General features: G+C 38.3%; 21 protein-coding genes. 17 read left to right on the top strand and 4 right to left on the bottom strand.

Going from position 1 to position 21,674, the window contains the following annotated elements; genetic code table 11:
• Positions 1 to 353 precede the first annotated feature (353 nt).
• From H280_RS0113920 to H280_RS0113900, 5 genes are all read left to right on the top strand, one after another.
• Entirely contained in the window at positions 354 to 1,061 is a 708-nt protein-coding gene (locus tag H280_RS0113920) for a CPBP family intramembrane glutamic endopeptidase (RefSeq protein ID WP_020061746.1), read from the top strand.
• A gap of 144 nt (positions 1,062 to 1,205) precedes the next feature.
• Complete coding sequence (locus H280_RS0113915) at positions 1,206 to 1,397, top strand: helix-turn-helix transcriptional regulator (RefSeq protein WP_020061745.1); 192 nt, start codon at positions 1,206 to 1,208, stop codon at positions 1,395 to 1,397.
• Between the two features lie 3 nt (positions 1,398 to 1,400).
• Positions 1,401 to 1,910, top strand: a complete 510-nt coding sequence (locus tag H280_RS0113910; protein WP_020061744.1) for a DUF3278 domain-containing protein — start codon at positions 1,401 to 1,403, stop codon at positions 1,908 to 1,910.
• Between the two features lie 126 nt (positions 1,911 to 2,036).
• Positions 2,037 to 2,369 (top strand): DUF1904 family protein, encoded by a 333-nt coding sequence (locus H280_RS0113905; RefSeq protein WP_020061743.1) that lies wholly within the window; start codon positions 2,037 to 2,039, stop codon positions 2,367 to 2,369.
• 34 nt (positions 2,370 to 2,403) lie between these two features.
• Positions 2,404 to 2,718, top strand: coding sequence for a heavy metal-binding domain-containing protein (locus H280_RS0113900; RefSeq protein WP_020061742.1), 315 nt, complete (start codon positions 2,404 to 2,406; stop codon positions 2,716 to 2,718).
• 128 nt (positions 2,719 to 2,846) lie between these two features.
• Here the strand turns inward: H280_RS0113900 and abc-f are convergent, their stop codons facing one another.
• Positions 2,847 to 4,484, bottom strand: coding sequence for a ribosomal protection-like ABC-F family protein (abc-f, locus tag H280_RS0113895; RefSeq protein WP_020061741.1), 1,638 nt, complete (start codon positions 4,482 to 4,484; stop codon positions 2,847 to 2,849).
• Between the two features lie 737 nt (positions 4,485 to 5,221).
• Entirely contained in the window at positions 5,222 to 6,115 is an 894-nt protein-coding gene (locus H280_RS0113885; protein WP_028411239.1) for a LysR family transcriptional regulator, read from the bottom strand.
• A gap of 457 nt (positions 6,116 to 6,572) precedes the next feature.
• On the opposite strand from H280_RS0113885, the gene H280_RS0113880 reads away from it, so the two are divergent.
• Positions 6,573 to 7,586 carry a YeiH family protein gene (locus H280_RS0113880; protein WP_442852826.1) on the top strand — a complete coding sequence of 338 codons (1,014 nt, stop codon included), beginning with the start codon at positions 6,573 to 6,575 and terminating at the stop codon, positions 7,584 to 7,586.
• Positions 7,587 to 7,792: 206 nt separating this feature from the next.
• Here the strand turns inward: H280_RS0113880 and H280_RS26145 are convergent, their stop codons facing one another.
• Positions 7,793 to 7,963 carry a hypothetical protein gene (locus H280_RS26145; RefSeq protein WP_020061737.1) on the bottom strand — a complete coding sequence of 57 codons (171 nt, stop codon included), beginning with the start codon at positions 7,961 to 7,963 and terminating at the stop codon, positions 7,793 to 7,795.
• Between the two features lie 390 nt (positions 7,964 to 8,353).
• On the opposite strand from H280_RS26145, the gene H280_RS0113870 reads away from it, so the two are divergent.
• Together H280_RS0113870 and H280_RS0113865 are read left to right on the top strand one after the other, a co-directional pair.
• Positions 8,354 to 9,115 (top strand): MerR family transcriptional regulator, encoded by a 762-nt coding sequence (locus H280_RS0113870; protein ID WP_028411238.1) that lies wholly within the window; start codon positions 8,354 to 8,356, stop codon positions 9,113 to 9,115.
• Entirely contained in the window at positions 9,112 to 9,723 is a 612-nt protein-coding gene (locus tag H280_RS0113865; RefSeq protein WP_020061735.1) for a hypothetical protein, read from the top strand. Before H280_RS0113870 ends, H280_RS0113865 begins: the two co-directional genes overlap by 4 nt.
• 22 nt (positions 9,724 to 9,745) lie before the next feature.
• Here H280_RS0113865 and H280_RS0113860 read toward each other — a convergent pair whose 3' ends face one another.
• Positions 9,746 to 11,155: an amino acid permease gene (locus H280_RS0113860; RefSeq protein ID WP_020061734.1), complete on the bottom strand. Its 1,410-nt coding sequence runs from the start codon at positions 11,153 to 11,155 to the stop codon at positions 9,746 to 9,748.
• A gap of 287 nt (positions 11,156 to 11,442) precedes the next feature.
• On the opposite strand from H280_RS0113860, the gene H280_RS23625 reads away from it, so the two are divergent.
• The 9 genes from H280_RS23625 (at position 11,443) to H280_RS0113810 (ending at position 21,573) form a co-directional block, all read left to right on the top strand.
• On the top strand, positions 11,443 to 11,802 hold the full coding sequence (locus H280_RS23625; protein ID WP_020061733.1) for a DUF4362 domain-containing protein: 360 nt from the start codon (positions 11,443 to 11,445) through the stop codon (positions 11,800 to 11,802).
• Between the two features lie 264 nt (positions 11,803 to 12,066).
• A complete protein-coding gene (gene uvrB, locus H280_RS0113850; RefSeq protein ID WP_020061732.1) occupies positions 12,067 to 14,049 on the top strand; it encodes an excinuclease ABC subunit UvrB in 1,983 nt (660 codons plus the stop codon).
• 5 nt (positions 14,050 to 14,054) lie between these two features.
• Positions 14,055 to 16,925: an excinuclease ABC subunit UvrA gene (gene uvrA / locus H280_RS0113845; protein ID WP_020061731.1), complete on the top strand. Its 2,871-nt coding sequence runs from the start codon at positions 14,055 to 14,057 to the stop codon at positions 16,923 to 16,925.
• Between the two features lie 221 nt (positions 16,926 to 17,146).
• The gene (locus H280_RS0113840; RefSeq protein ID WP_020061730.1) at positions 17,147 to 17,458 is read left to right on the top strand and encodes a DUF4870 domain-containing protein; all 312 of its coding nucleotides are present in this window, start codon (positions 17,147 to 17,149) and stop codon (positions 17,456 to 17,458) included.
• Between the two features lie 284 nt (positions 17,459 to 17,742).
• The gene (locus H280_RS0113835) at positions 17,743 to 18,117 is read left to right on the top strand and encodes a phage holin family protein (RefSeq protein ID WP_020061729.1); all 375 of its coding nucleotides are present in this window, start codon (positions 17,743 to 17,745) and stop codon (positions 18,115 to 18,117) included.
• Between the two features lie 171 nt (positions 18,118 to 18,288).
• Positions 18,289 to 19,212: an HPr(Ser) kinase/phosphatase gene (gene hprK / locus H280_RS0113830; RefSeq protein WP_020061728.1), complete on the top strand. Its 924-nt coding sequence runs from the start codon at positions 18,289 to 18,291 to the stop codon at positions 19,210 to 19,212.
• Between the two features lie 53 nt (positions 19,213 to 19,265).
• Positions 19,266 to 20,078, top strand: a complete 813-nt coding sequence (gene lgt / locus H280_RS0113825; protein WP_020061727.1) for a prolipoprotein diacylglyceryl transferase — start codon at positions 19,266 to 19,268, stop codon at positions 20,076 to 20,078.
• Between the two features lie 152 nt (positions 20,079 to 20,230).
• Entirely contained in the window at positions 20,231 to 20,869 is a 639-nt protein-coding gene (gene ppaX, locus H280_RS0113820) for a pyrophosphatase PpaX (RefSeq protein ID WP_028411237.1), read from the top strand.
• A 191-nt stretch (positions 20,870 to 21,060) separates the two neighbouring features.
• Complete coding sequence (locus H280_RS0113810; RefSeq protein WP_028411236.1) at positions 21,061 to 21,573, top strand: acyltransferase; 513 nt, start codon at positions 21,061 to 21,063, stop codon at positions 21,571 to 21,573.
• Positions 21,574 to 21,674 lie beyond the last annotated feature (101 nt).

The raw sequence follows: 21,674 nt of genomic DNA, 5'->3' as shown, positions 1-21,674 counted from the left end.
AAAATCGATTGTTGCCTCAATGGCACGAAGGAAATGGTCTTGCGGAACTAACTCTTCTACAGAAATTGTTACGCGCTCATCACGATGATTTTTCAGCGCTCCCATCATGGGGCATCGCTCCTTTGCATCTTTTTTATCAGTGTTGACAGATAAAAAGATGTTCAGACACAAAAACAGGCTGTGGAGAAGGCTTTCTCCACAGCCTGATAAAAACGCATCTAAAGTTAGATGCGTTTTTTTGTGCTGTTTTTTATTATTTTCTAATAATATGCAAAATTTCATATTTGTCCCTTTTTTATTTCGGTATAATATTTAAATATTCATTTATAAAAAGGAAGTATGGAGGGAACAACATGAAGGAAGCAGCGTTTCATATGAGTAATACAGAAAGAAATTTAAAATATAAAGATTTATTGGTAATAATTGTTAGTATTTTGGGTACTTCATTTGTGATAGGAATGTTTCTTGCTTTAGCTGTAGGGGTTTACGGAGAAAAAGCAGCAAATAATATCTTACAGGGTTATCACTTGTTACTAGTAGATGCGGTCGCTGTTATGCTTGTTTTGTTTTTATATAAACCAGCACGTTCTTTTATTGCAGATATTTGGAATGTAGCAGCTTTAAAAACAGGAAAAACATACGTATATATAGTACTTGGTTTTATAGTTATAATGGTAACGCAATATGTAATGTTAGGGTTATTAGGTGTGGAAAGTGCGGAGCAACAACGGAGTGAATTAGGGGTAGAAACATTTAAAAATAGCGTAGTGCAAAGTGTTATATATATTTTAAGTGTGGCTTTTATTACACCAGTTAAAGAGGAACTCTTGTATAGAGGTATTTTATGTAGATTTCTAGAGAAGAAATATCATTTTTTAGTTGGTATGATTATTTCTTCATTAGTATTTGGCTTTTTACATGGTGGTTTTCCGGTTACAGCGATGATTATGGGAATGGTATTTGCTATTTTATATAAAAAGACGCAATCTATTTTACCGAGTATGCTTTTGCATATTACCTGGAATTTAATTGTAAGTATTATTGCGATATTATCGTTATAAGAATTAAAAGTTTAGTAAGCATGAAATAAAAAATTTTTATGCTTATTTTTTGTAAGTATTATTATGTCATATATAATTGACATTTCCTTTATTTCACTATAAGATGTCATATATAAATGACAAAAACATACAGGGGGCTTGTATTTGAATAATGTTCGAAAATATCGAAAGCAGGAAGGGCTTTCTCAGTTGGAGTTAGCTAAAAAAGTCAATGTTGCTAGACAAACAATCAATTTAATTGAGAACAATAAATATAATCCTTCTTTAGCTTTATGTATTGAATTGGCGAAAGCATTAAAAACAGATTTAAATACTTTATTTTGGGAGGAGAGTTAAACAATGAAAAATGAATGGAAAGAAAAAATATATTTAAATTTCATAGGAGCGATGAGTGAGAGAGACGAATATCAAAAACAAGAGATAAATAAGGAATTAGCTGTGGCAGGAGTACTGTTATGGTATTTGAATATGTTAGTGATGGTTATCATGTTGGTAGTTGATACGATTCATAACACCATATCGATAGGGACGATAATTGTTTTTGTAGTTAATATGATTTATGTAAACTATTTAATATGGAAGGTACAAAAGAAGAGATTAAATGAAACAGAGTGTGCCACAGAAGAAGAATATTTGGAAAGAAAAAAACAGTTAAAAAAATCTGGTTTAAAAGCGGGACTACTTTGGGGATTTCAAATGTTCGTTTTAATGTGCTATATTTTTCCTTATTTAGGTTCAGAGGAAATATCTATTTCTCGATATGATGTGATTATATGGAGCTGTGGAGGAGTATTTTTCGGACTATCTATGTATGGAATAGGATTGCTTAATTTGAAAAAATTGTATTAGAGAATAAAAATATCATATATTATGTTTCTTGAAAATGTCATTGAAATGTCTTTATCTGTTCTAGTGCAATAAAATGAATTATGCTATGATGTGAACAAATATAAGCTATCTATCGGAGGGATTCGTATGCCGCATGTTGTGTTTCGTGGAGTTACCACTGAACAATTAAAGAGTATAAGCAAACCATTAGTAGAAGAACTCGCAGAAATTTGTGAGTGTGGTACGGATAATTTTACGCTTGAACTACCGAATTCTACATCTATATTCAACGGAGAAGAAATAGAGGTCTTTCCTCTTATTGAGGTGAAATGGTTCGAGCGTGGGCAGGAAGTTCGTGATCAGTTTGCTAAGGCTATTACTACATATTTAATGGATTTTGGGCTTCCTGAAGTAGAGGTTGTGTTTACGGTTTTCACAGAGTCAGCGTATTATATTAATGGAAAGCATTGCGCAAGTTAAAGCTATAAACTTTTATACATAGGAGGAAGTAGATATGATCGTTACAACAACTTCTGCTATTCAAGGAAAAGAAATTGAAGAGTATATTGATATCGTAAACGGCGAAGCAATTATGGGAGCGAATATTGTTCGTGATTTATTTGCTTCTGTTCGTGACATTGTCGGCGGACGTTCTGGTGCTTATGAAAGTAAATTAAAAGAAGCACGTGATATTGCAATGGAAGAAATGAAAAGTCTTGCAGCGCAAAAGGGTGCAAACGCAATTGTTGGCATTGATGTTGATTATGAAGTAGTTCGCGAAGGCATGTTAATGGTAGCTGTAAGCGGAACGGCAGTTAAAGTTCGATAAGAGAATGATTTTATGAACCCTTTCTCAACTAGGAGGAGGGGGTGAATCGTTTAAACTATTAGGGACTGACCTAGGTCAGTCCCTAATAGTGTGTTTGGCGTGTCTAATGTTGTCGAAGCGCCGATATATCAGAGGATAGATTTTTTACATTGTTGAATTTGACATAGCAATTGCTCATATTCGTTTTCAAGAGTGTTAATATCATCGCGGCGTTCTGGCATCGAAATGCGTCCAATTACTTCTGTTAATTTTGTTTGCAGACGCAGTAGTTCTTGCTCTGCTGGATTAATAGAAGATTGTTCAGTTCTTTTCGTATACTGCTCGTAATTGCCTTGAAAGATCCGCGGTTCGTCTTCATCTAGGTGTAAAATGTGGTCGGCAATTTTATGAACGAAGGCGCGGTCGTGACTAATGAATAGTACAGTCCCAGGATAATGTTTTAGCATGTGCTCTAGTTCTTCTTGCGTAGCGAGGTCTAAATAGTTTGTCGGCTCATCAAGAAGAAGCACATTGTAGTCGCCTAAGAAGATTTTTGCTAGTGCGACCTTTACGCGTTCGCCTCCGCTTAAGACGTTTACTCGTTTATAAACATCTTCTCTTCGAAATAGGAGACGCGCAAGGATTGTCCGTACGAACGCTTCGTCATAACGCGTTTCTTCCATCACGTTTTGTAAAATGGTTTTGTCGTTTTGTAAAATAGCTAATGTTTGTTCAAAGTAACCAATTTTACAGCTTTTTGAAAGCTGAATTCCTCGTTCTTTTGTTTGCATCATATGAAATAGCGTTGTTTTTCCACTTCCATTTTTTCCGAGAATAGCAAGCTTTGCACCTGGAACGATACTTCCGTTTATATTGTTAAAAAGGGTGCGGCTACCCATTTTTTTCGTAACCTTATTAAATTGCACAGCCGTTTTACTATGAATGGGTGCATGGTATTGTATATCAAACTTTGTATACGCAATTTCTTTTGGTTTTTCTTTCTTTTCCAATTGCCCTAATCTTGTTTCTAATGCTTTGGCGGCTTTTTGGACGTTGCTTTGGCTATAAGCTGCGCCCATTCTGTATAGCTTAGATTCAGAAGAACTAAAGCTTGATCGGATTTTTGTCATACCGGAAGCTCGCTGTTGTCTGTTTACAATTGCTGTTTCTAAGCGATGTTTTTCTTTCGTATATTTTTCATATTCCGCTTGCTCGTGCTGCCTTTGCTGCTGCTTTTGTTCCCGGTAGCTTGTGTAATTGCCTTTATATTCACGAACAGTACCATCTTCAATTTCGATCATCTTTGTACAAATGGCGTCTAATAAGGCGCGGTCATGAGAAATTAAAATAATCGCTCCCTTATAAGATTGTAGTGCCTGCTCTAGTTGTTCTGTGCCATGCATATCAAGATGACTTGTTGGTTCATCAGCAAATAAGATAGATGCTTCTTGTTCAAGAGCGTGAGCAATTTTTAAACGTCCGCGTTCGCCGCCGCTCATATTCGTTGTGATATGAGAAATACCCCATTGTCCTTTTGCAAGAGAAGAGGCTGCTTCTAGTGTTTCCTCATGGAACTGTGGAATGATGGCAATCGAACCGTAATGAGTAATCGTTCCTTCATCAGGTGCTATTTCTTTACTTAATATTTGTAATAGCGTTGATTTCCCGGCGCCGTTTACACCGACGATTCCAATGCGATCGTGCGCATGGATATCAAGTGCTTGTAACGTAAATAAAGTGCGGTCACCAAAGCTTTTTTCAATGTTTCGTGCTGTTAAAATGGTCATAAAAAAACCTCCCTAGTTTCACTAGAGAGGATAGATTTCACCCGTAGTATGTAAAAAGAGATGCACAAAAAAGCTGTACACGTATTTTTACATGTTCCTGTCAAAAGAAAGTTATCGACAAAAGGGCAGACTAATCCTCTTCTAGTTTTCATCATTTTGTTTCACTATTTGTGATGGATGAATAAAAAGAGAATTAGAACTTCATTGGTCGATGTACCTTCCTTTCATAATTTTATCTTTATTGTATGCATTTGGATGTTCGTTTGTCAAATCATTCTGTTAATTTATCTTAAAAATTTGATTATATAGATTGACCTTTTCGATTGCGTCTTTGTCATTTACAATCTCTTCTGGTGCATTGGCAGACCCATGATACATGATATAACCTTCAAAAGAAGCGCCGACAAAGTCAAAACTGTGTAATGAGCGGAAGTGCTGTTAATTTGTAACTACTCAGTCGTACATTTCATTTAGAAGTTTGGTAAGGGGTATGATTCCAACGAAAATGCGCCCCATTACCTATAGAAAGCTATTTTCATTTTCTAGCATATAGATTACTGTCATGAAGATAAAAATGGACCTACACCTCGCTACCTCTCTTTGTTTTAAAACGTTGCGCGTGGCAGGAAAAGGCCCTGATCGCTTCTATGCATGGCCAGTCCCTCAGGACCATTTAAAAAGATGCTTTTCTGCCTTTTTTCATAGAGTGACTGAGTAGTTACGTTAATTTTGGATTGTCACTGCTGTTGATTCGCGAAGTTTTGCACATGATCTAAAAATATTTGAATCGCTTTAGAAGGAATGAAATATTTTCCACGTACAATGGAGAATGGACGCGTAAGCTTTTCATTTGGAACAGGTATGTGGCATACTTCACCAGCTTGCAATTCTTTACGCACTGTCCAGTCTGATAAAATGGCAATGCCAAGTCCGGCAGCAACGGCTTCTTTTACACTTTGAATGCTGCTAAATGTGAAGTAACGCTTCATTTTTAAATGGTGGTCGTGAATAAAGCGGTCACTGTAAGCTCTCGTTCCTGAACCGGTTTCGCGGAGCACCCAAACTTGGTCTTGCAGCATGTTTGTTTGAATCGGGCTTGTCAGTGTCAGAGGATGATTTGGCGGAACGACAAGTTTCATTTCATCTTCCATAAATGATTCTACATCTACATCTGTGTAGATAACTTGCCCTTCTACTAAGCCGATATCTAGCTGATTCGAGCGAACGCCCTGTAATACCTCATCAGTATTCGAGATAAAGGTATGCACTTCAACGCGTGGATGTTCTTGTGCGTAGTTTGCTAATATTTTCGGAAGAAGATACTCTCCGATTGTAAAACTAGCGCCGATGCGCAGTGTCCCTGTAACGATATTATGAAGTTCATTAATTTCTTGTTTTGCTTCTTCATACAGTGTCAGCATTTGTTTAGCATGTATGTATAAAATGTTTCCCGCCTCTGTGACTTGGACATGTTTTGGTGAGCGCTGAATGAGCGTTGTGCCGAATTCATTTTCTAAATTGCGAATGTGCATACTTACACCTGGCTGGGAAAGGTTCAACATTTCAGCAGCTCTTGAAAAATGTTTTTGTTCTACGACTGTTACAAAAATTTTTAAAATGTCTGTGTTTATGAGACCCAGTCCTTTCGTTTTTAAAATTTTATCGTAACTACTCAGCTATACATTTTATTTAGAAATTTGGTAAGGGGTATGATTCCAGTGAAAATATGCCTCTTATTACCTAGAGAAAGTTATGTTCATTTTTCAGCATATAGATTGCTGCTCGTTAATGCGGGGTAAAAATGGACTTACACTTTGCTGTCTTTCTTTGTTTTAAAACTTTGCGCGTGGCAGGAAAAGGCCCTGACCGCTCCTATGCATGGCCAGCTGCTCTCGCCCATTTAAAAAGAAAAGGGGTTTATGTCAGTTTTTTAATTTATATTTATCATAGTTACATTCTATCATAAGTTTTATTGATGATTGAAATAGTATATTGGTATTAAACTTATGATTAAAATGCTTTTATAATGAAAGTAGAACGAACATGTATGTTACAAGATAGGTATTGGAGTGGTAAAAAGTGAATCAAATGATAGCGTTAGAAAAGGAGAAGCGTTTCGGATTTGCACAGGGCATTGGGATTACGTTACTCATTGCGATTGCTGCAAAATATTTGGCGCAGCTCCCGTTTTTAAGTATTATGGGCCAATTGGTCATTGCTATTCTAATCGGAATGATATGGAGAGCGGCAATTGGTGTGCCGCATCAAGCGATTGCGGGAACGAATTTTGCGAGTAAAAAATTACTGCGTCTCGGAATTATATTACTCGGTATGCGATTAAATTTAGTTGATATTGCAAAGGCGGGTCCAAAGGTATTGGTCATGGCTGCAATTGTTATTACATTTACGCTTACTGTTGTATATGCGTTAACCCGTTTTTGTAAAGTAGAGAAGAAGCTTGGCATTTTAACAGCATGCGGAACAGCGATTTGCGGGGCAGCGGCTGTTGTGGCAATTGGACCACAAGTCAAAGCAAAGGATGAAGAGGTTGCGGTGAGCGCAGCAATCGTTGCGATTTTAGGGACAATTTTCACATTAGCATATACACTACTATATCCTGTGCTTAACTTGTCTCCGTATGGATATGGTGTTTTTTCCGGGGCAACATTGCATGAAATTGCGCATGTTATTGCAGCGGCAGCACCTGGCGGCAGTCAATCGGTTGATATTGCAGTCATTATGAAATTAACGCGCGTTGCCTTTTTGGTACCTGTAGCAATTTTAATTGGCATATGGTTTCAGCGCGGAGAAGAAACGGGAGAGAAAAAATCTTGGCGCGATATTCCAATTCCGTGGTTTATTTTTGGTTTCCTAGCAGTGAGTGCGTTTCATTCACTAGGAATTATACCTGAAAAAATCGCAAGTGATATTGTTGTTATTTCTTATATGCTTATGGCGATGGCAATGGCGGGGCTTGGTTTAAATGTTGAATTTAAGACATTTCGTAAGCTCGGAACGAAAGCATTTGTTGCCGGACTAATTGGATCGGTATTACTTTCTGTTCTTGGGTATACGCTTGTGTATGTGTTGCATTTTGTGTAGAGGATCGATTGTTTAGTTCGTAAAATAAGAAAGGGACAATATTGTTTTCTGATAATATGAGATGTATAATGTAGCTGTAAGGCAATACCTTTATTTAATGGTTTTAACTGATTAATTCAGTGCATAATAATAAAGGACAGAATGCTGCGAACATTCTGCCCGATTTGTAACTACCGCTGTTAGGTGGTTGGTTGCAAAATCATATATTACTTGTTCTTTGAACCACCTTTTCTACGTTTGGCTGACGTTGAGGTGGTTCTTTTACGTTTATTATTGCCTTTTACTAGCTTATTTGCATAAGCTGTCGCAAAAGTTGTGACGAACACCGCTACGAATAGTTTCGTAGCATCCTGCAATAATTGTTGTAAAAACTCCATTCGGTTCACCTCCTTTCCCTCTAAAAGTAGAGAAAGAAAGGTACAACCTCCCACCGCGCGTCCTCAGTTACTAACTACATTATACTGTAATGCCTAAGCAGAGAGAAGTTCATATTCAAACATTAATTATTATATCGTAGCTACTCAGTCCCTTTATGAAAAAAGGCAGAAAACTACTTTCTTTTTAGGTTGGTGAGAGCGACTGGCAGTGCGATCTTTTTCGCAATTTGTGCCTGGGAGAAACGAAAGCTGAAAAATCTTGAAGATGATGAATAAGAATGATTGCGATAAGAGCTGTTTACAACAAATTTGATGTAAACAGCTTTTTATTTTGATAAATCCTCTTGAAACTGACGTTACGTCACCTTATATAATGAAAATGAGAGGGTGATGGAAATGATTTCTATACAGCAACTAACGAAGGAAACGGGCGTTACGGTAAGAACACTTCGGTATTATGATCAAATTGGTTTGTTAGAGCCGAGTGGAAAAACGGAAGGTGGTCATCGGTTATATAGTGAGCCTGATGTATTGAAATTGCAGCAGATTTTGTTTTTTAAAGAAATGGGATTCGCATTAAAAGAAATCACGAATATGTTGGAAACAGAGCGTGTAAATTTCAAAGAGGTTTTGCAAAAGCAATTGTTGTTCGTACGAGAAGAGCAGCAGAAGCTTTCGAGTATAGAGAAAATGATGCAAGCTGTTTTACATTCTACTGAGCTGGAAGGGGACTTGAATTGGGATATTATGTTTGAGCTTATGCAGCTTTCACAACAGTCCCCGCGAATGCGTCAGCAATTTCAGCAACAAGTATTTTCACAGGAAGAAGAACACTTACTTAAAAATTTGCCAAACATGAGTGAGCGAAATGAAGAAGTACAAGAGTGGATTCTTTTACTAAAACGAATGCGTCAGTTTATGCAAAAGAAGAGAGCGCCAAGTGATGCTGAAGTGCAAGGAATTACTGGAATCATCTCAGAGAAATGCAGGGAGATGGCAAACGGTGATGAATCGTTTTTAGATAAATTGTGGGAAGTGCGTAAGTCAAAAGAAGATTCGAAAAGGATGAATATGTATCCAATTGAAGAAGAGCTTTTGCAGTATATGGATGAGGCTTTTGAATTGTATATAGAGGGAGTGGGGAAAGTATGAATATATTAACCGAGTATCGCTGGGCATTTTTAATTGGCGCTGAAATTGTATTTTGGAGTGCCGCAATTAGTTTCTTTTTACTGCGGTATGCTTTTCGATTGCGTAAAGCAAGTTTCATAGCAGGGATTGTATTATTGCTGAATGAATTATTTATTTTAGCGTTAGGTGTCGTTGATTATTATGAAACAGGGGAGATTTCTCAATTTCAAATTATTATCGTCATCATCTTATTGTATGCTGTTTTTTACGGAAAGAAAGATTTAAGGAAGCTAGATTTACGTATCCAACGAGTAATTGCAAAGTGGCGGGGAGAAGTATTGCCAATGATAGAGGAACCAGTAGAATTAACGGGCTGGGCACATACGAAGCAAGAGTTGCTCCATTGGGTGCCTCACTTTATTATATTTGTGGGTGTACACATTGTATTTTTCTTTCTGTATGGACTAGTACCACTTGAAAACATATCAAGCTGGGAAGCTGATGTGTTTTCAAATGAAACTGCGAATCGTGTGAGTAAAGTGTGGAGAATCGTTTTCGGTGTAGATACGCTTATTACGTTTTCTTACGTAGTTTTTCCGAAAAAGAAAAAAGAGGTGCTGTCTCGTTAAGGACAACACCTCTTTTTGTTTATTATGCAACGTCTTCTTTTTGTTCATTTTTCAACGTACTATTTTTGTAACCGTAGCTGAAATATACAACTAATCCGATAATTAACCAAACGACAAAGCCAATCCATGTTGTTGCTGGAAGTTGCAATGTTAAGTATCCGCAGAATAGAACCGCTAATATCGGAAGCAATGGTACGAATGGGACTTTAAAGGCACGGGGCAGGTCAGGCTGTTTTTTGCGTAAGATGATAACGCCGATTGATACAACGATGAATGCGAATAATGTACCGATGTTTGTTAACTCTGCTAGCTTGTCTAATGGAACGAATCCAGAAAAGAAAGCAACCATAGCTGCTGTAATCCAGCTGTTCATAACAGGTGTTTGCGTTTTTTTGTTTACGCGAGAAAATGCTTTTGGTAGTAAGCCATCACGGCTCATTGCATAAAATAAACGAGTTTGTCCATATAGCATAACGAGTAATACTGTTGTAATCCCAGCAATTGCTCCTAAAGAGATAAGTCCAGCAACCCAATCTTGATGAATATATTGCAGTGCAAATGCAACAGGGTTCTTTACGTCTAATTGATTGTAGGGAACGATTCCTGTCAATACTAATGAAACAACGATATATAAGATTGTACAGATTGCTAAGGAAGCGATAATACCAATTGGCATGTTACGCTGTGGATTTTTTACTTCTTCAGCAGCTGTTGATACAGCGTCAAATCCGATATAAGCAAAGAATACAGTTGCCGCTCCAGTAGTTACGCCAGAGAAACCAAATGGCATGAATGGTGTCCAGTTCTCAGGTTTTACATAGAACGCACCAACGCCGATGAATAGAAGAACAACAAATACTTTGATAGCTACCATAACCGCATTAAAACGCGCTGATTTTTTTGCGCCTCTTGTTAATAAAAATGTCATGATGAAAATAATACAAATTGCGGGTATATCTACGTATGTGCCAGCTGCAGGATTATAAGCGCTTGTTAAAGCGTGCGGCAGTTGAATGCCAAATCCAGATAATAATCCTTGGAAATATCCTGACCAACCAGATGCAACGGCTGAGGATGCTAGGCCGTATTCTAGAATCAAGTCCCAACCTAAAATCCAAGCAATGATTTCTCCAAATGTTGCATAGCTGTAAGTGTACGCGCTACCTGATACTGGTACAGTTGAAGCGAACTCGGAATAACATAATGCCGCAAACACGCAGGCTAAACCGGATAAAATAAACGATAAAATAAGTGCTGGTCCTGCATGTTTTGCTGCTGCAACGCCGGTAAGAACGAAAATACCTGTTCCAATAATAGCGCCGACTCCTAACATTGTTAAATCAAATGCACCTAGCTCCTTTTTTAAAGAAGTGCCTTTCTGCTGCGATTGCGCTAGCAGTGCCGAAATCGATTTTTTTCGGAATAGATTCATATAAGCTCCCTCACTCTCTTGTTGTTAAAATATTCTGAACTTTAAGTTCGATTTGTCGTATAATGTCGAATCTTTAAACGTATTGTAATATGAAAAGAGGGTGTTGTAAATACAAAATTTTTAGAAAATTTAACCTATGCAAAAAAATAATAAATTTCTTGTCGATATTTGTATAAGTATTTTTGTTGCTACACTAAGTTATTTCATTTTGAATGGTAGTATAAAGCGAAACTTCTTCCTGCCCGCGAATAGTGGGATGAAGTCAAAATGGGTTGGAGAGGATTAAGATGAGAAAAGGAATTGTCTTATTGTGTTTGCTATTCTACATAGGCGGTTTGACGGGGTGTTTATCCTCTGTAAAAACGGGAAATCAGAAAAATGATGAAACAAAAGTCGATAAAAAGAGTGATATCATCGTAAAAATAGGTGGAGCTTCTAATTTAGATAAGTTTCAGCGGTTTTTAACTCATGTGAAAAATGGTAAAGCTGATAAAGTGCGTATTGTAAATTATACAGATGAAGGGGATCCGATTTTTCAAACATTAGATTATGATGGAATCAATATAAACTATCTTTTTGATGATTCCAACGACAAATTTGGAGGAAGTAAAAAAGGGAAAAAAGTGATGTGTGTAAAGGGATTATGAAAGAAAAAAGCGATGAATCTGTAAGTTATAAATTAAGTGAATGTAAAGAAAATCATAAGAATATGAGCTATTTTTTGCTGGAGGTACCTCATGAATAACTATGGGAAGATGCTGAGTAAATAAGCATCTTTTTTGTTGTTATATTTTGAATTTGTAGAAATGGTGTCGAATTGTTTATCGAATATCTGTTCGTTTTTTTGGTTTTTTTATGAGCGTTCGTGTTAAAATGAAAATACAGATTTTTTACGAGGAGGGCGGATTTATTTGGAGCATCAATTTGAGATTGTCTCAGAATATTCCCCGCAAGGTGATCAGCCAAAAGCGATAGAGAAGCTTGTAGCTGGGATTAAAAACGGTAAGAAACATCAAGTGTTGCTTGGAGCGACAGGGACGGGTAAGACATTTACAATTTCAAATGTTATTAAAGAGGTGAAAAAGCCAACACTTGTAATGGCTCATAATAAAACGTTAGCAGGACAGCTATACAGTGAGCTCAAAGATTTCTTTCCGAACAATGCGGTGGAATATTTTGTTAGTTACTACGATTATTATCAACCGGAAGCATATGTACCGCAAACCGATACATTTATTGAAAAAGACGCAAAAATTAATGATGAGATTGATAAATTGCGTCACTCAGCGACGTCGTCTTTATTTGAAAGAGATGATGTCATTATTGTAGCCAGTGTGTCTTGTATTTACGGTTTAGGTTCTCCAGAAGAGTATAGTGAGCTTGTTGTCTCTTTACGCGTTGGTATGGAGAAAGATCGCAATCAATTGCTTCGTGAACTTGTTGATGTGCAGTATGGCCGTAATGATATTGACTTCCAGCGCGGGACGTTTCGCGTGCGCGGTGATGTAGTTGAAATCTTCCCAGCATCTCTTGATGAGCACTGTATCCGAATTGAATTTTTCGGGGATGAAATTGATCGCATCAGGGAAGTAAATGCATTAACAGGTGAAGTATTAGCGGAACGTGAACATGTGGCAATCTTTCCGGCATCTCACTTCGTTACACGCGAAGAAAAAATGAAAGTTGCCATTGAAAATATTGAAAAAGAATTAGAAGAACGTCTAAAAGAATTAAATGATAACGGTAAATTGTTAGAAGCGCAGCGGATTGAGCAGCGGACACGTTACGATTTAGAAATGATGCGTGAGATGGGCTTTTGTTCTGGAATTGAGAACTACTCCCGTCATTTGACGCTCCGCCCTGCTGGTTCAACACCATATACATTATTAGATTATTTTCCGAAAGATTTTCTCATCGTAATGGATGAGTCGCATGTATCAGTGCCGCAAGTAAGAGCGATGTATAACGGAGATCAGGCACGTAAGCAAGTGCTTGTTGATCATGGATTCCGTCTGCCATCAGCACTTGATAACAGACCGCTTATGTTTGAAGAGTTTGAAGAGAAAACCAATCAAGTTGTGTATGTATCAGCAACACCGGGTCCATATGAACTAGAACATTCCCCGGAAGTCGCGGAACAAATTATTCGTCCAACAGGGCTATTAGATCCAGAAATTGATGTAAGGCCAATTGAAGGGCAAATTGATGATTTACTAGGAGAGATCCAAGAGCGAATCGCGAAAAATGAGCGTGTATTAATTACGACATTAACAAAGAAAATGTCAGAGGATTTAACAGATTATTTAAAAGATGTTGGGATTAAAGTAAACTATCTTCATTCTGAAATTAAAACGTTAGAGCGGATTGAAATTATTCGCGATCTGCGTCTTGGCAAGTTCGATGTGCTTGTCGGTATTAACTTGCTTCGAGAAGGACTCGATATTCCAGAAGTGTCGCTCGTAGCTATTTTAGATGCGGATAAAGAAGGATTTCTTCGTTCGGAGCGCTCGCTTATTCAGACGATCGGCCGTGCAGCTCGTAATGCAAACGGTCATGTTGTAATGTATGCTGACCGAATTACAAAATCGATGGGAATCGCAATTGAAGAAACGAAGCGTCGTCGTCAAATTCAAGAAGCATATAATGAAAAGCACGGAATTGTACCGAAAACAATTCAAAAAGAGGTGCGTGATGTTATCCGTGCAACGATGACAGCGGAAGATACGGAAACGTATGAAGCAGCGCCGCTATCGTCTAAGAAAATGACGAAAAAAGAACGAGAAAATGTAATTGCAAAAATGGAAGCGGAAATGAAGGAAGCTGCAAAAGCGCTTGATTTTGAGCGGGCAGCTGAGCTTCGGGATCTATTATTAGAATTAAAAGCAGAAGGGTGAAGACAATGGGTAAAGATTTTATCGTTGTAAAAGGTGCGAGAGCCCACAACTTAAAAAATATAGATGTCACCATTCCAAGAAATCAGCTTGTTGTTGTAACAGGGCTATCTGGTTCAGGGAAATCGTCGTTAGCGTTTGATACGATTTATGCAGAAGGACAGCGCCGGTACGTAGAATCGCTATCGGCGTATGCGCGGCAATTTTTAGGGCAAATGGATAAACCAGATATTGATGCAATTGAAGGGTTATCGCCGGCCATTTCAATTGACCAAAAAACGACGAGCCGTAACCCGCGCTCAACAGTTGGAACAGTGACGGAGATTTCCGATTACTTACGCTTATTATTTGCGCGTGTGGGGACTCCGATTTGTCCAAATCATGGCATTGAAATTACATCGCAAACAATTGAACAAATGGTAGATCGTATTTTAGAATATCCAGAACGCACGAAGTTGCAAGTGCTCGCACCGATTGTATCAGGTCGTAAAGGTGCGCATGTGAAGCTATTAGAAGATATTAAAAAGCAAGGGTATGTCCGCGTTCGTGTTGATGGAGAAATGCTTGATATATCAGAAGAAATTACGCTAGATAAAAATAAAAAACACTCCATTGAAGTTGTCATTGACCGGATTGTAGTGAAAGAAGAAGTTGCCGGTCGCCTTGCCGATTCATTAGAAACGGCTTTGAAACTTGGTGAAGGCCGCGTTTTAATTGATGTGATTGGAGAAGAAGAGTTGCTGTTTAGTGAGCATCACGCTTGTCCGTATTGTGGATTTTCTATTGGCGAACTTGAGCCGCGCATGTTTTCTTTCAATAGTCCGTTCGGTGCGTGTCCGTCTTGTGATGGTCTTGGTTCAAAGTTAGAAGTAGATCTTGAGTTAGTCATTCCAAACTGGGATTTATCATTAAACGATCATGCAATTGCACCTTGGGAACCGTCAAGTTCGCAATATTATCCGCAGTTGTTAAAGTCTGTTTGTAACCATTATGGCATTGATATGGATGCGCCGGTAAAAGATATTCCGAAGTATTTGTTTGAAAAGGTGTTATACGGAAGCGGAGATGAAAAAGTGTATTTCCGTTATGTGAATGACTTTGGTCAAGTGAAGGAAGGCGACATTGTTTTCGAAGGTGTCATTCCAAACATTGAGCGCCGTTACCGAGAAACGAGCTCTGATTATATTCGTGAGCAAATGGAAAAATATATGGCGGAGCAAGCTTGTCCGAAATGTAAAGGCGCTCGTTTGAAGCCAGAAACCTTAGCTGTTTTTGTAGGTGGAAAAACGATTGCTGAAGTCTCGCAGTTTTCTGTGCAAGATGCGCACGAGTTCTTTACAAATATTGAATTAACGGAAAAGCAACAAAGTATTGCGAAACTTATTTTGCGTGAAATTAAAGAGCGTCTTAGCTTCTTAATTAACGTGGGACTTGATTATTTAACGCTTAGCCGTGCAGCTGGAACATTATCGGGCGGAGAGGCGCAGCGTATTCGCTTAGCGACGCAAATCGGTTCGAGCTTAACGGGCGTATTATATATTCTTGATGAACCTTCCATTGGTTTACATCAGCGTGATAACGATCGCTTAATTCAAACACTGAAAAATATGCGTGATTTAGGAAACACGCTTATTGTAGTTGAGCATGATGAAGATACAATGATGGCGGCGGATTATTTATTAGACATTGGTCCTGGTGCAGGGATTCACGGCGGGCAAGTCGTTTCAGCTGGGACGCCGCAAGAAGTAATGGATGATGACAATTCGTTAACAGGACAATACTTATCAGGTAAAAAGTTTATTCCAGTTCCGCTGGAGCGCCGCAAAGGTGATGGACGTAAGATTGAGGTTATTGGAGCGAAGGAAAATAACTTAAAAAATGCGAAGATGTCATTCCCGCTAGGCACTTTTGTTGCTGTGACGGGTGTATCTGGTTCGGGGAAAAGTACATTAATTAATGAAGTGCTATATAAAGCAGTGGCTCAAAAACTATATAAATCGAAGAGTAAGCCTGGTATGCATAAGGAAATTAAAGGCCTTGAGCATTTAGACAAGGTAATTGATATTGATCAATCACCAATTGGGCGTACACCGCGTTCTAATCCAGCAACATATACAGGTGTGTTTGATGATATTCGTGATGTGTTTGCACAGACGAATGAAGCGAAGGTCCGCGGTTATCAAAAAGGACGTTTTAGTTTTAACGTGAAAGGTGGCCGCTGTGAAGCGTGCCGCGGTGATGGGATTATTAAAATTGAAATGCACTTCTTACCAGATGTGTACGTTCCGTGTGAAGTTTGTCATGGAAAACGTTATAATCGTGAAACATTGGAAGTAAAATATAAAGATAAAAACATTTCTGACGTGTTAGAGATGACAATTGAAGATGGGGTAGAGTTCTTTGTGAATATCCCAAAAATTAAGCGTAAGCTCCAAACGCTTGTGGATGTAGGGCTTGGTTATATGAAGCTCGGTCAACCGGCAACGACGCTATCAGGCGGAGAAGCGCAGCGCGTGAAGTTAGCATCTGAGCTGCACCGTCGTTCAACAGGCCGCACGTTGTACATTTTAGATGAACCGACAACAGGGCTTCATGCACATGATATTGCTCGTCTATTAAAGGTGCTTGAGCGCCTTGTTGAAAATGGTGAAACGGTACTTGTTATTGAACATAACTTAGATGTTATTAAAACGGCAGATTATTTGATTGACCTCGGTCCTGAAGGCGGCGATAAAGGTGGGCAAATTGTTGCAACAGGTACGCCGGAGCAAGTTGTGAAAGAAGAGCATTCTTACACAGGCAAGTATTTAAAAGGTGTTTTAGAACGTGATACAGCACGTATGAAAGAAAAAGTGAAGGAAGTAGAATTAACACAGTAAAGGAACATGTAACAGAGAGGCGATGCTTCTCTGTTACATGTTTTCTGTTATCCCGCTATTCGTGGGCAGTAATCCCCCACCTCAAGATTGAGAGAGAAACAAAGAAGATAGGTAGGGGATAACTGTCCGTAAAAGCCCGATCGGGCAGGCTTTCCATCAGTGGGGGGAAACTCCCCACTGATGGAAGTTTCACTTTATATGCATCCAAAGGGGATGAAGATGTGGATTCTACCGAAAAAGTGTTAGCCTCTTGTTGTTATTTTAGTATTTTTGTGGCTCCGTTGTTATTTCCAATCATTGTGTACTTTGTTGTTCCTCATGAAGAAGTGAAATCTCATGCAAAGAAAGCACTCATTTCGCATTTATTACCGTTCTTTTGTTTATTTCTCGTTTTTCTACTTGGATTTATGATGAACACACCAGAACAATTGGGTGTGATGGTGCTTATTGCACTGTTGTTATTTGGATTTGTGAACCTTGTTATTTTTATCTGGAATATTGTCAAAGGTGTACAGTTGCTTGCGAATGAGTAAAGGATTGTTTGTAAGGAGAATCTTATATGCGGTTTCATTTGTTCTTGGTATTTTTGGCGGAGTTGACGTATTATTGTTAGTATATAAATCCACTTTGATTTTTTACGTACAAATCGAAGCCATGCAGAATACAACATGCCTGCTCCTTTTGATTTAAACCTGGTATGTGGCAGGAAAAGGCCCTCCCCTATAAAAAAAGGAGTTTGTATGTCGTTTTTTTAATTTGCATTTATATATGTAGTTTGAGTATTCATTGTCCCTAGTGAAAAGGAAGTGTAAAGAACATGAGATTGATTTTATCACTTATTGTAAATAGTATTGTGCTAATTGTTGTATCAGGTCTTCTTAAAATATTTGCACCAGGTGCGTTTGAAATAGCGAATATACAAACAGCAGTGATTGCAAGCGTTATTTTGTCTCTTTTAAATGTGTTTGTTAAACCGTTATTAATTTTAATTACGCTTCCAATTACTGTGTTAACATTTGGGTTCTTTTTAATCGTTATTAATGCAATTACGCTAGAAATTACCGATTCGATACTTGGTGATGCGTTTAATTTATCTGGATTTGGCGCAGCAATTATGGCAGCGATCTTTATTTCAATTTTAAATATGTTAATTGAGAAAGTGATCATTGAACCGTTATATGAGAAAGACTAATCGGACGACAGAAAGTATCCAACAAAACGTAAAACATTTTGCGCAAAGCGTGGAATGTTTTTTTCTTTTTCAAAAGAAACTGTATTTCTTGTTTTAAGCAAAAAATGGTACAATAGCGGGTAGAGTGGTAGTACGCTGCCTAGATACATTCCGCAACGTGGAGGTTTATATATGCCAAAAGTTCGTACGAAAGATTTAATTGAACATTTTCAGTTAGAATTAGTAAGTGGTGAGGAAGGAATTCATCGTCCCATTGATACAAGTGATTTATCACGACCTGGAATTGAAATGGCAGGTTTTTTCACATATTATCCAGCCGATCGTGTGCAGCTTCTTGGGAAAACCGAGCTTACTTTTTTTGATACTTTAACAGTTGAACAAAAGAAAAAGCGCATGCAAGCGCTTTGTACAGAAGAAACACCGTGCATTATCGTAACGCGCGGTCAGGATGTACCAGAGGACCTAATGCAAGCATCTCGTCAGACCGGCGTGCCGATATTATGTTCACCGTTAAAAACGACACGTTTATCCAGCCGTTTGACGAACTATTTAGAAAGTAAATTGGCGCCAACAACAGCCATCCACGGTGTATTAGTTGATATTTATGGCGTTGGTGTAATGATTACAGGACAAAGTGGTGTCGGGAAAAGCGAAACAGCACTTGAGCTTGTGAAGCGCGGACATCGTCTTGTTGCTGATGATAGTGTAGAAATTCGCCAAGAAGATGACGATACACTAGTCGGAAGTTCACCGGAGTTAATTGAGCATTTACTTGAAATTCGTGGACTTGGCATTATTAACGTTATGACGTTATTTGGTGCAGGTGCAGTGCGTAATCATAAACGTATTTCACTTGTGATTAATCTTGAGATTTGGGATCAAAAGAAGAACTATGATCGCCTTGGCTTAGATGAAGAAAAAATGAAAATTATTGATACAGATATTACAAAGATTACTCTACCAGTACGACCTGGTCGAAACCTAGCTGTCATTATTGAAGTAGCAGCGATGAACTTCCGTTTAAAACGTATGGGCGTCAATGCAGCGCAACAATTTTCAGAGCGTCTTATGAGCGCAATTGAACTAGGGGATTAAAATTAAATACCAAGTGAAACTTCCATTAGTGGAATAGAAAGGGTGTAGAGAATATGCTGTTAGGGTCTGTACCGCAGCTTGATCGCGTAGCAATTCAGCTTGGGCCGTTTCCGATTTATTGGTATGGTGTCATTATTGGTACGGCTGTGTTGCTTGGATTATGGCTTGCAACCCGCGAAGGAAAGCGTCTCGGTATTCCAAAAGATACGTTTATTGATTTGGTCCTAATTGCAGTGCCGATTGCAATCATTTGTGCACGTGCATACTATGTTATTTTCGAATGGGACTATTATTCCCAAAACCCGAGTCAAATTATTAACATTCGTCAAGGCGGTTTAGCGATTCATGGCGGATTAATTGGTGCGGTTCTTACCGGAATTGTATTTGCAAAAGTACGCGGTCTATCTTTTTGGAAGCTAGCAGATATCGCAGCGCCAAGTATTTTACTTGGACAAGCGATTGGCCGCTGGGGAAACTTTATGAACCAAGAAGCTCATGGCGATGAGGTAACGCGTCAATTTCTTGAAAGTTTACATTTACCGCAGTTTATTGTCAATCAAATGTATATTGATGGTGTATATTACCATCCAACATTTTTATATGAATCACTATGGAATTTTGCTGGGGTTATTTTACTTCTATTTCTTCGGAAAGCAAATTTACGCCGCGGAGAGCTATTTTTCACATATTTAACTTGGTACTCTATCGGTCGTTTCTTTGTAGAAGGATTGCGTACAGATAGTTTAATGCTTGGTCCGCTTCGCATTGCGCAAGTCGTATCCATTGTCTTAATTCTCGTCTCTATCATTTTTGTTGTTGTGAGACGCAAAATGGGGTATGCGGATAAACGGTATTCAGAAAAATAATGATAGAAATTCAGTGGTGAATGAGGAAAAAGTAGCGTCATACATGCGGCGCTGCTTCTTTTCATATCCTGCTTGTAAGAGCCCGATTGGGGGGCTCTTACAAGTAACTTTGAATGGAAGTTTCACATATAACAACTAAGGGCGTGGAAAAGATGAACATCAATACAGTGTTATTTGATTTGGATGGAACGTTGATTAATACAAACGAACTTATTATCTCTTCATTTTTATATACTTTAGAAAAGTACTATCCAAGTCAGTATAAGCGCGAGGATGTACTGCCGTTTATTGGTCCATCATTGCATGATACATTTAGTAAAATTGATGAAAACCGAGTTGAAGAACTCATTCAATGTTACCGTAACTTTAATCATGAACATCATGATGAGTTAGTAGAAGAGTATGAAACAGTGTATGAAACTGTTCAGGAATTGCGAAAGAACGGTTATAAGGTTGGGATTGTAACAACGAAGGCGCGCCAAACTGTCGAAATGGGATTAAAGTTATCGAAATTAAAACAGTTTTTTGATGTTGTGGTGACAATTGATGATGTAGAGCATGTGAAGCCGCATCCAGAGCCGATTCAAAGAGCGTTGCAATTATTAGAGGCAAAGCCGGAAGAAGCGTTAATGGTAGGAGATAATCATCACGATATTGTCGGCGGACAAAATGCTGGCGTGAAGACAGCAGCTGTTGCATGGACAATTAAAGGACGCGAATATTTAGAGTCTTATAAACCGGATTATGTATTAGAAAAAATGAGTGACTTGTTAACGATTTTGCCTCACTAAACCGACAACAAGCCCCTTTTTTAGGTGGTAGAGAGGGATCTGGCCATGCATAGAAGCGGTCAGGGTCTTCTTCTGCCACACGCGAAGTTTAAACAAAGGGAGAAAGTAGCAGACTCCTTTTTTCTGCATAGCAGTGACGTATAGAAAATGGATTTATAGTAACGAAGTGGAGCGCAAAAGGGGAGAGAATGGTGCGACGGACAACACGCTATCCTATGTCAGGAGCAAATTCATTATGGAACGTATATAAGACTGTTTCATTTTGGAAAGTGATGAGAAACTTCATTGTCATTCAAATTGCGCGTTATACTCCATTTTTACGGATGAAAAACTGGTTATATCGCACATTTTTGCGGATGAAAGTTGGAGAGCAAACTTCTTTTGCCCTTATGGTTATGCCGGATATTATGTTTCCAGAGAAAATTACGGTGGGGCGTAATTCGATTATTGGTTATAATACAACATTATTAGCTCATGAATATTTAATTACAGAATATCGCCTTGGTGAAATTATCATTGGAGACGAAGTAATGATAGGAGCAAATTCAACTATTCTACCGGGAGTTGTCATTGGAGACGGAGCGATTGTTTCAGCTGGTACACTTGTTCATCGTGATGTACCGGGCGGTGCTTTTGTTGGTGGAAATCCGATGCGTGTTATTTATACGAAAGAGGAAATGGCAGCGAGAAAAGGGAAATGTTAGAAATGTAACATTTTCCTTTTCTTTTCGGTAATGAAAAGGAAATATTTGCGTATAATATACTGTTTTGTTTTTAGAAGAATCGTTTATACTTATAGATAGAA

The organism is Bacillus sp. 123MFChir2, from assembly GCF_000383235.1.
Taxonomy (GTDB): Bacteria; Bacillota; Bacilli; order Bacillales; family Bacillaceae_G; genus Bacillus_A.
Note: the sequence above shows the minus strand (reverse complement) of the source record. Positions and strands in the feature narration are given on the sequence as shown.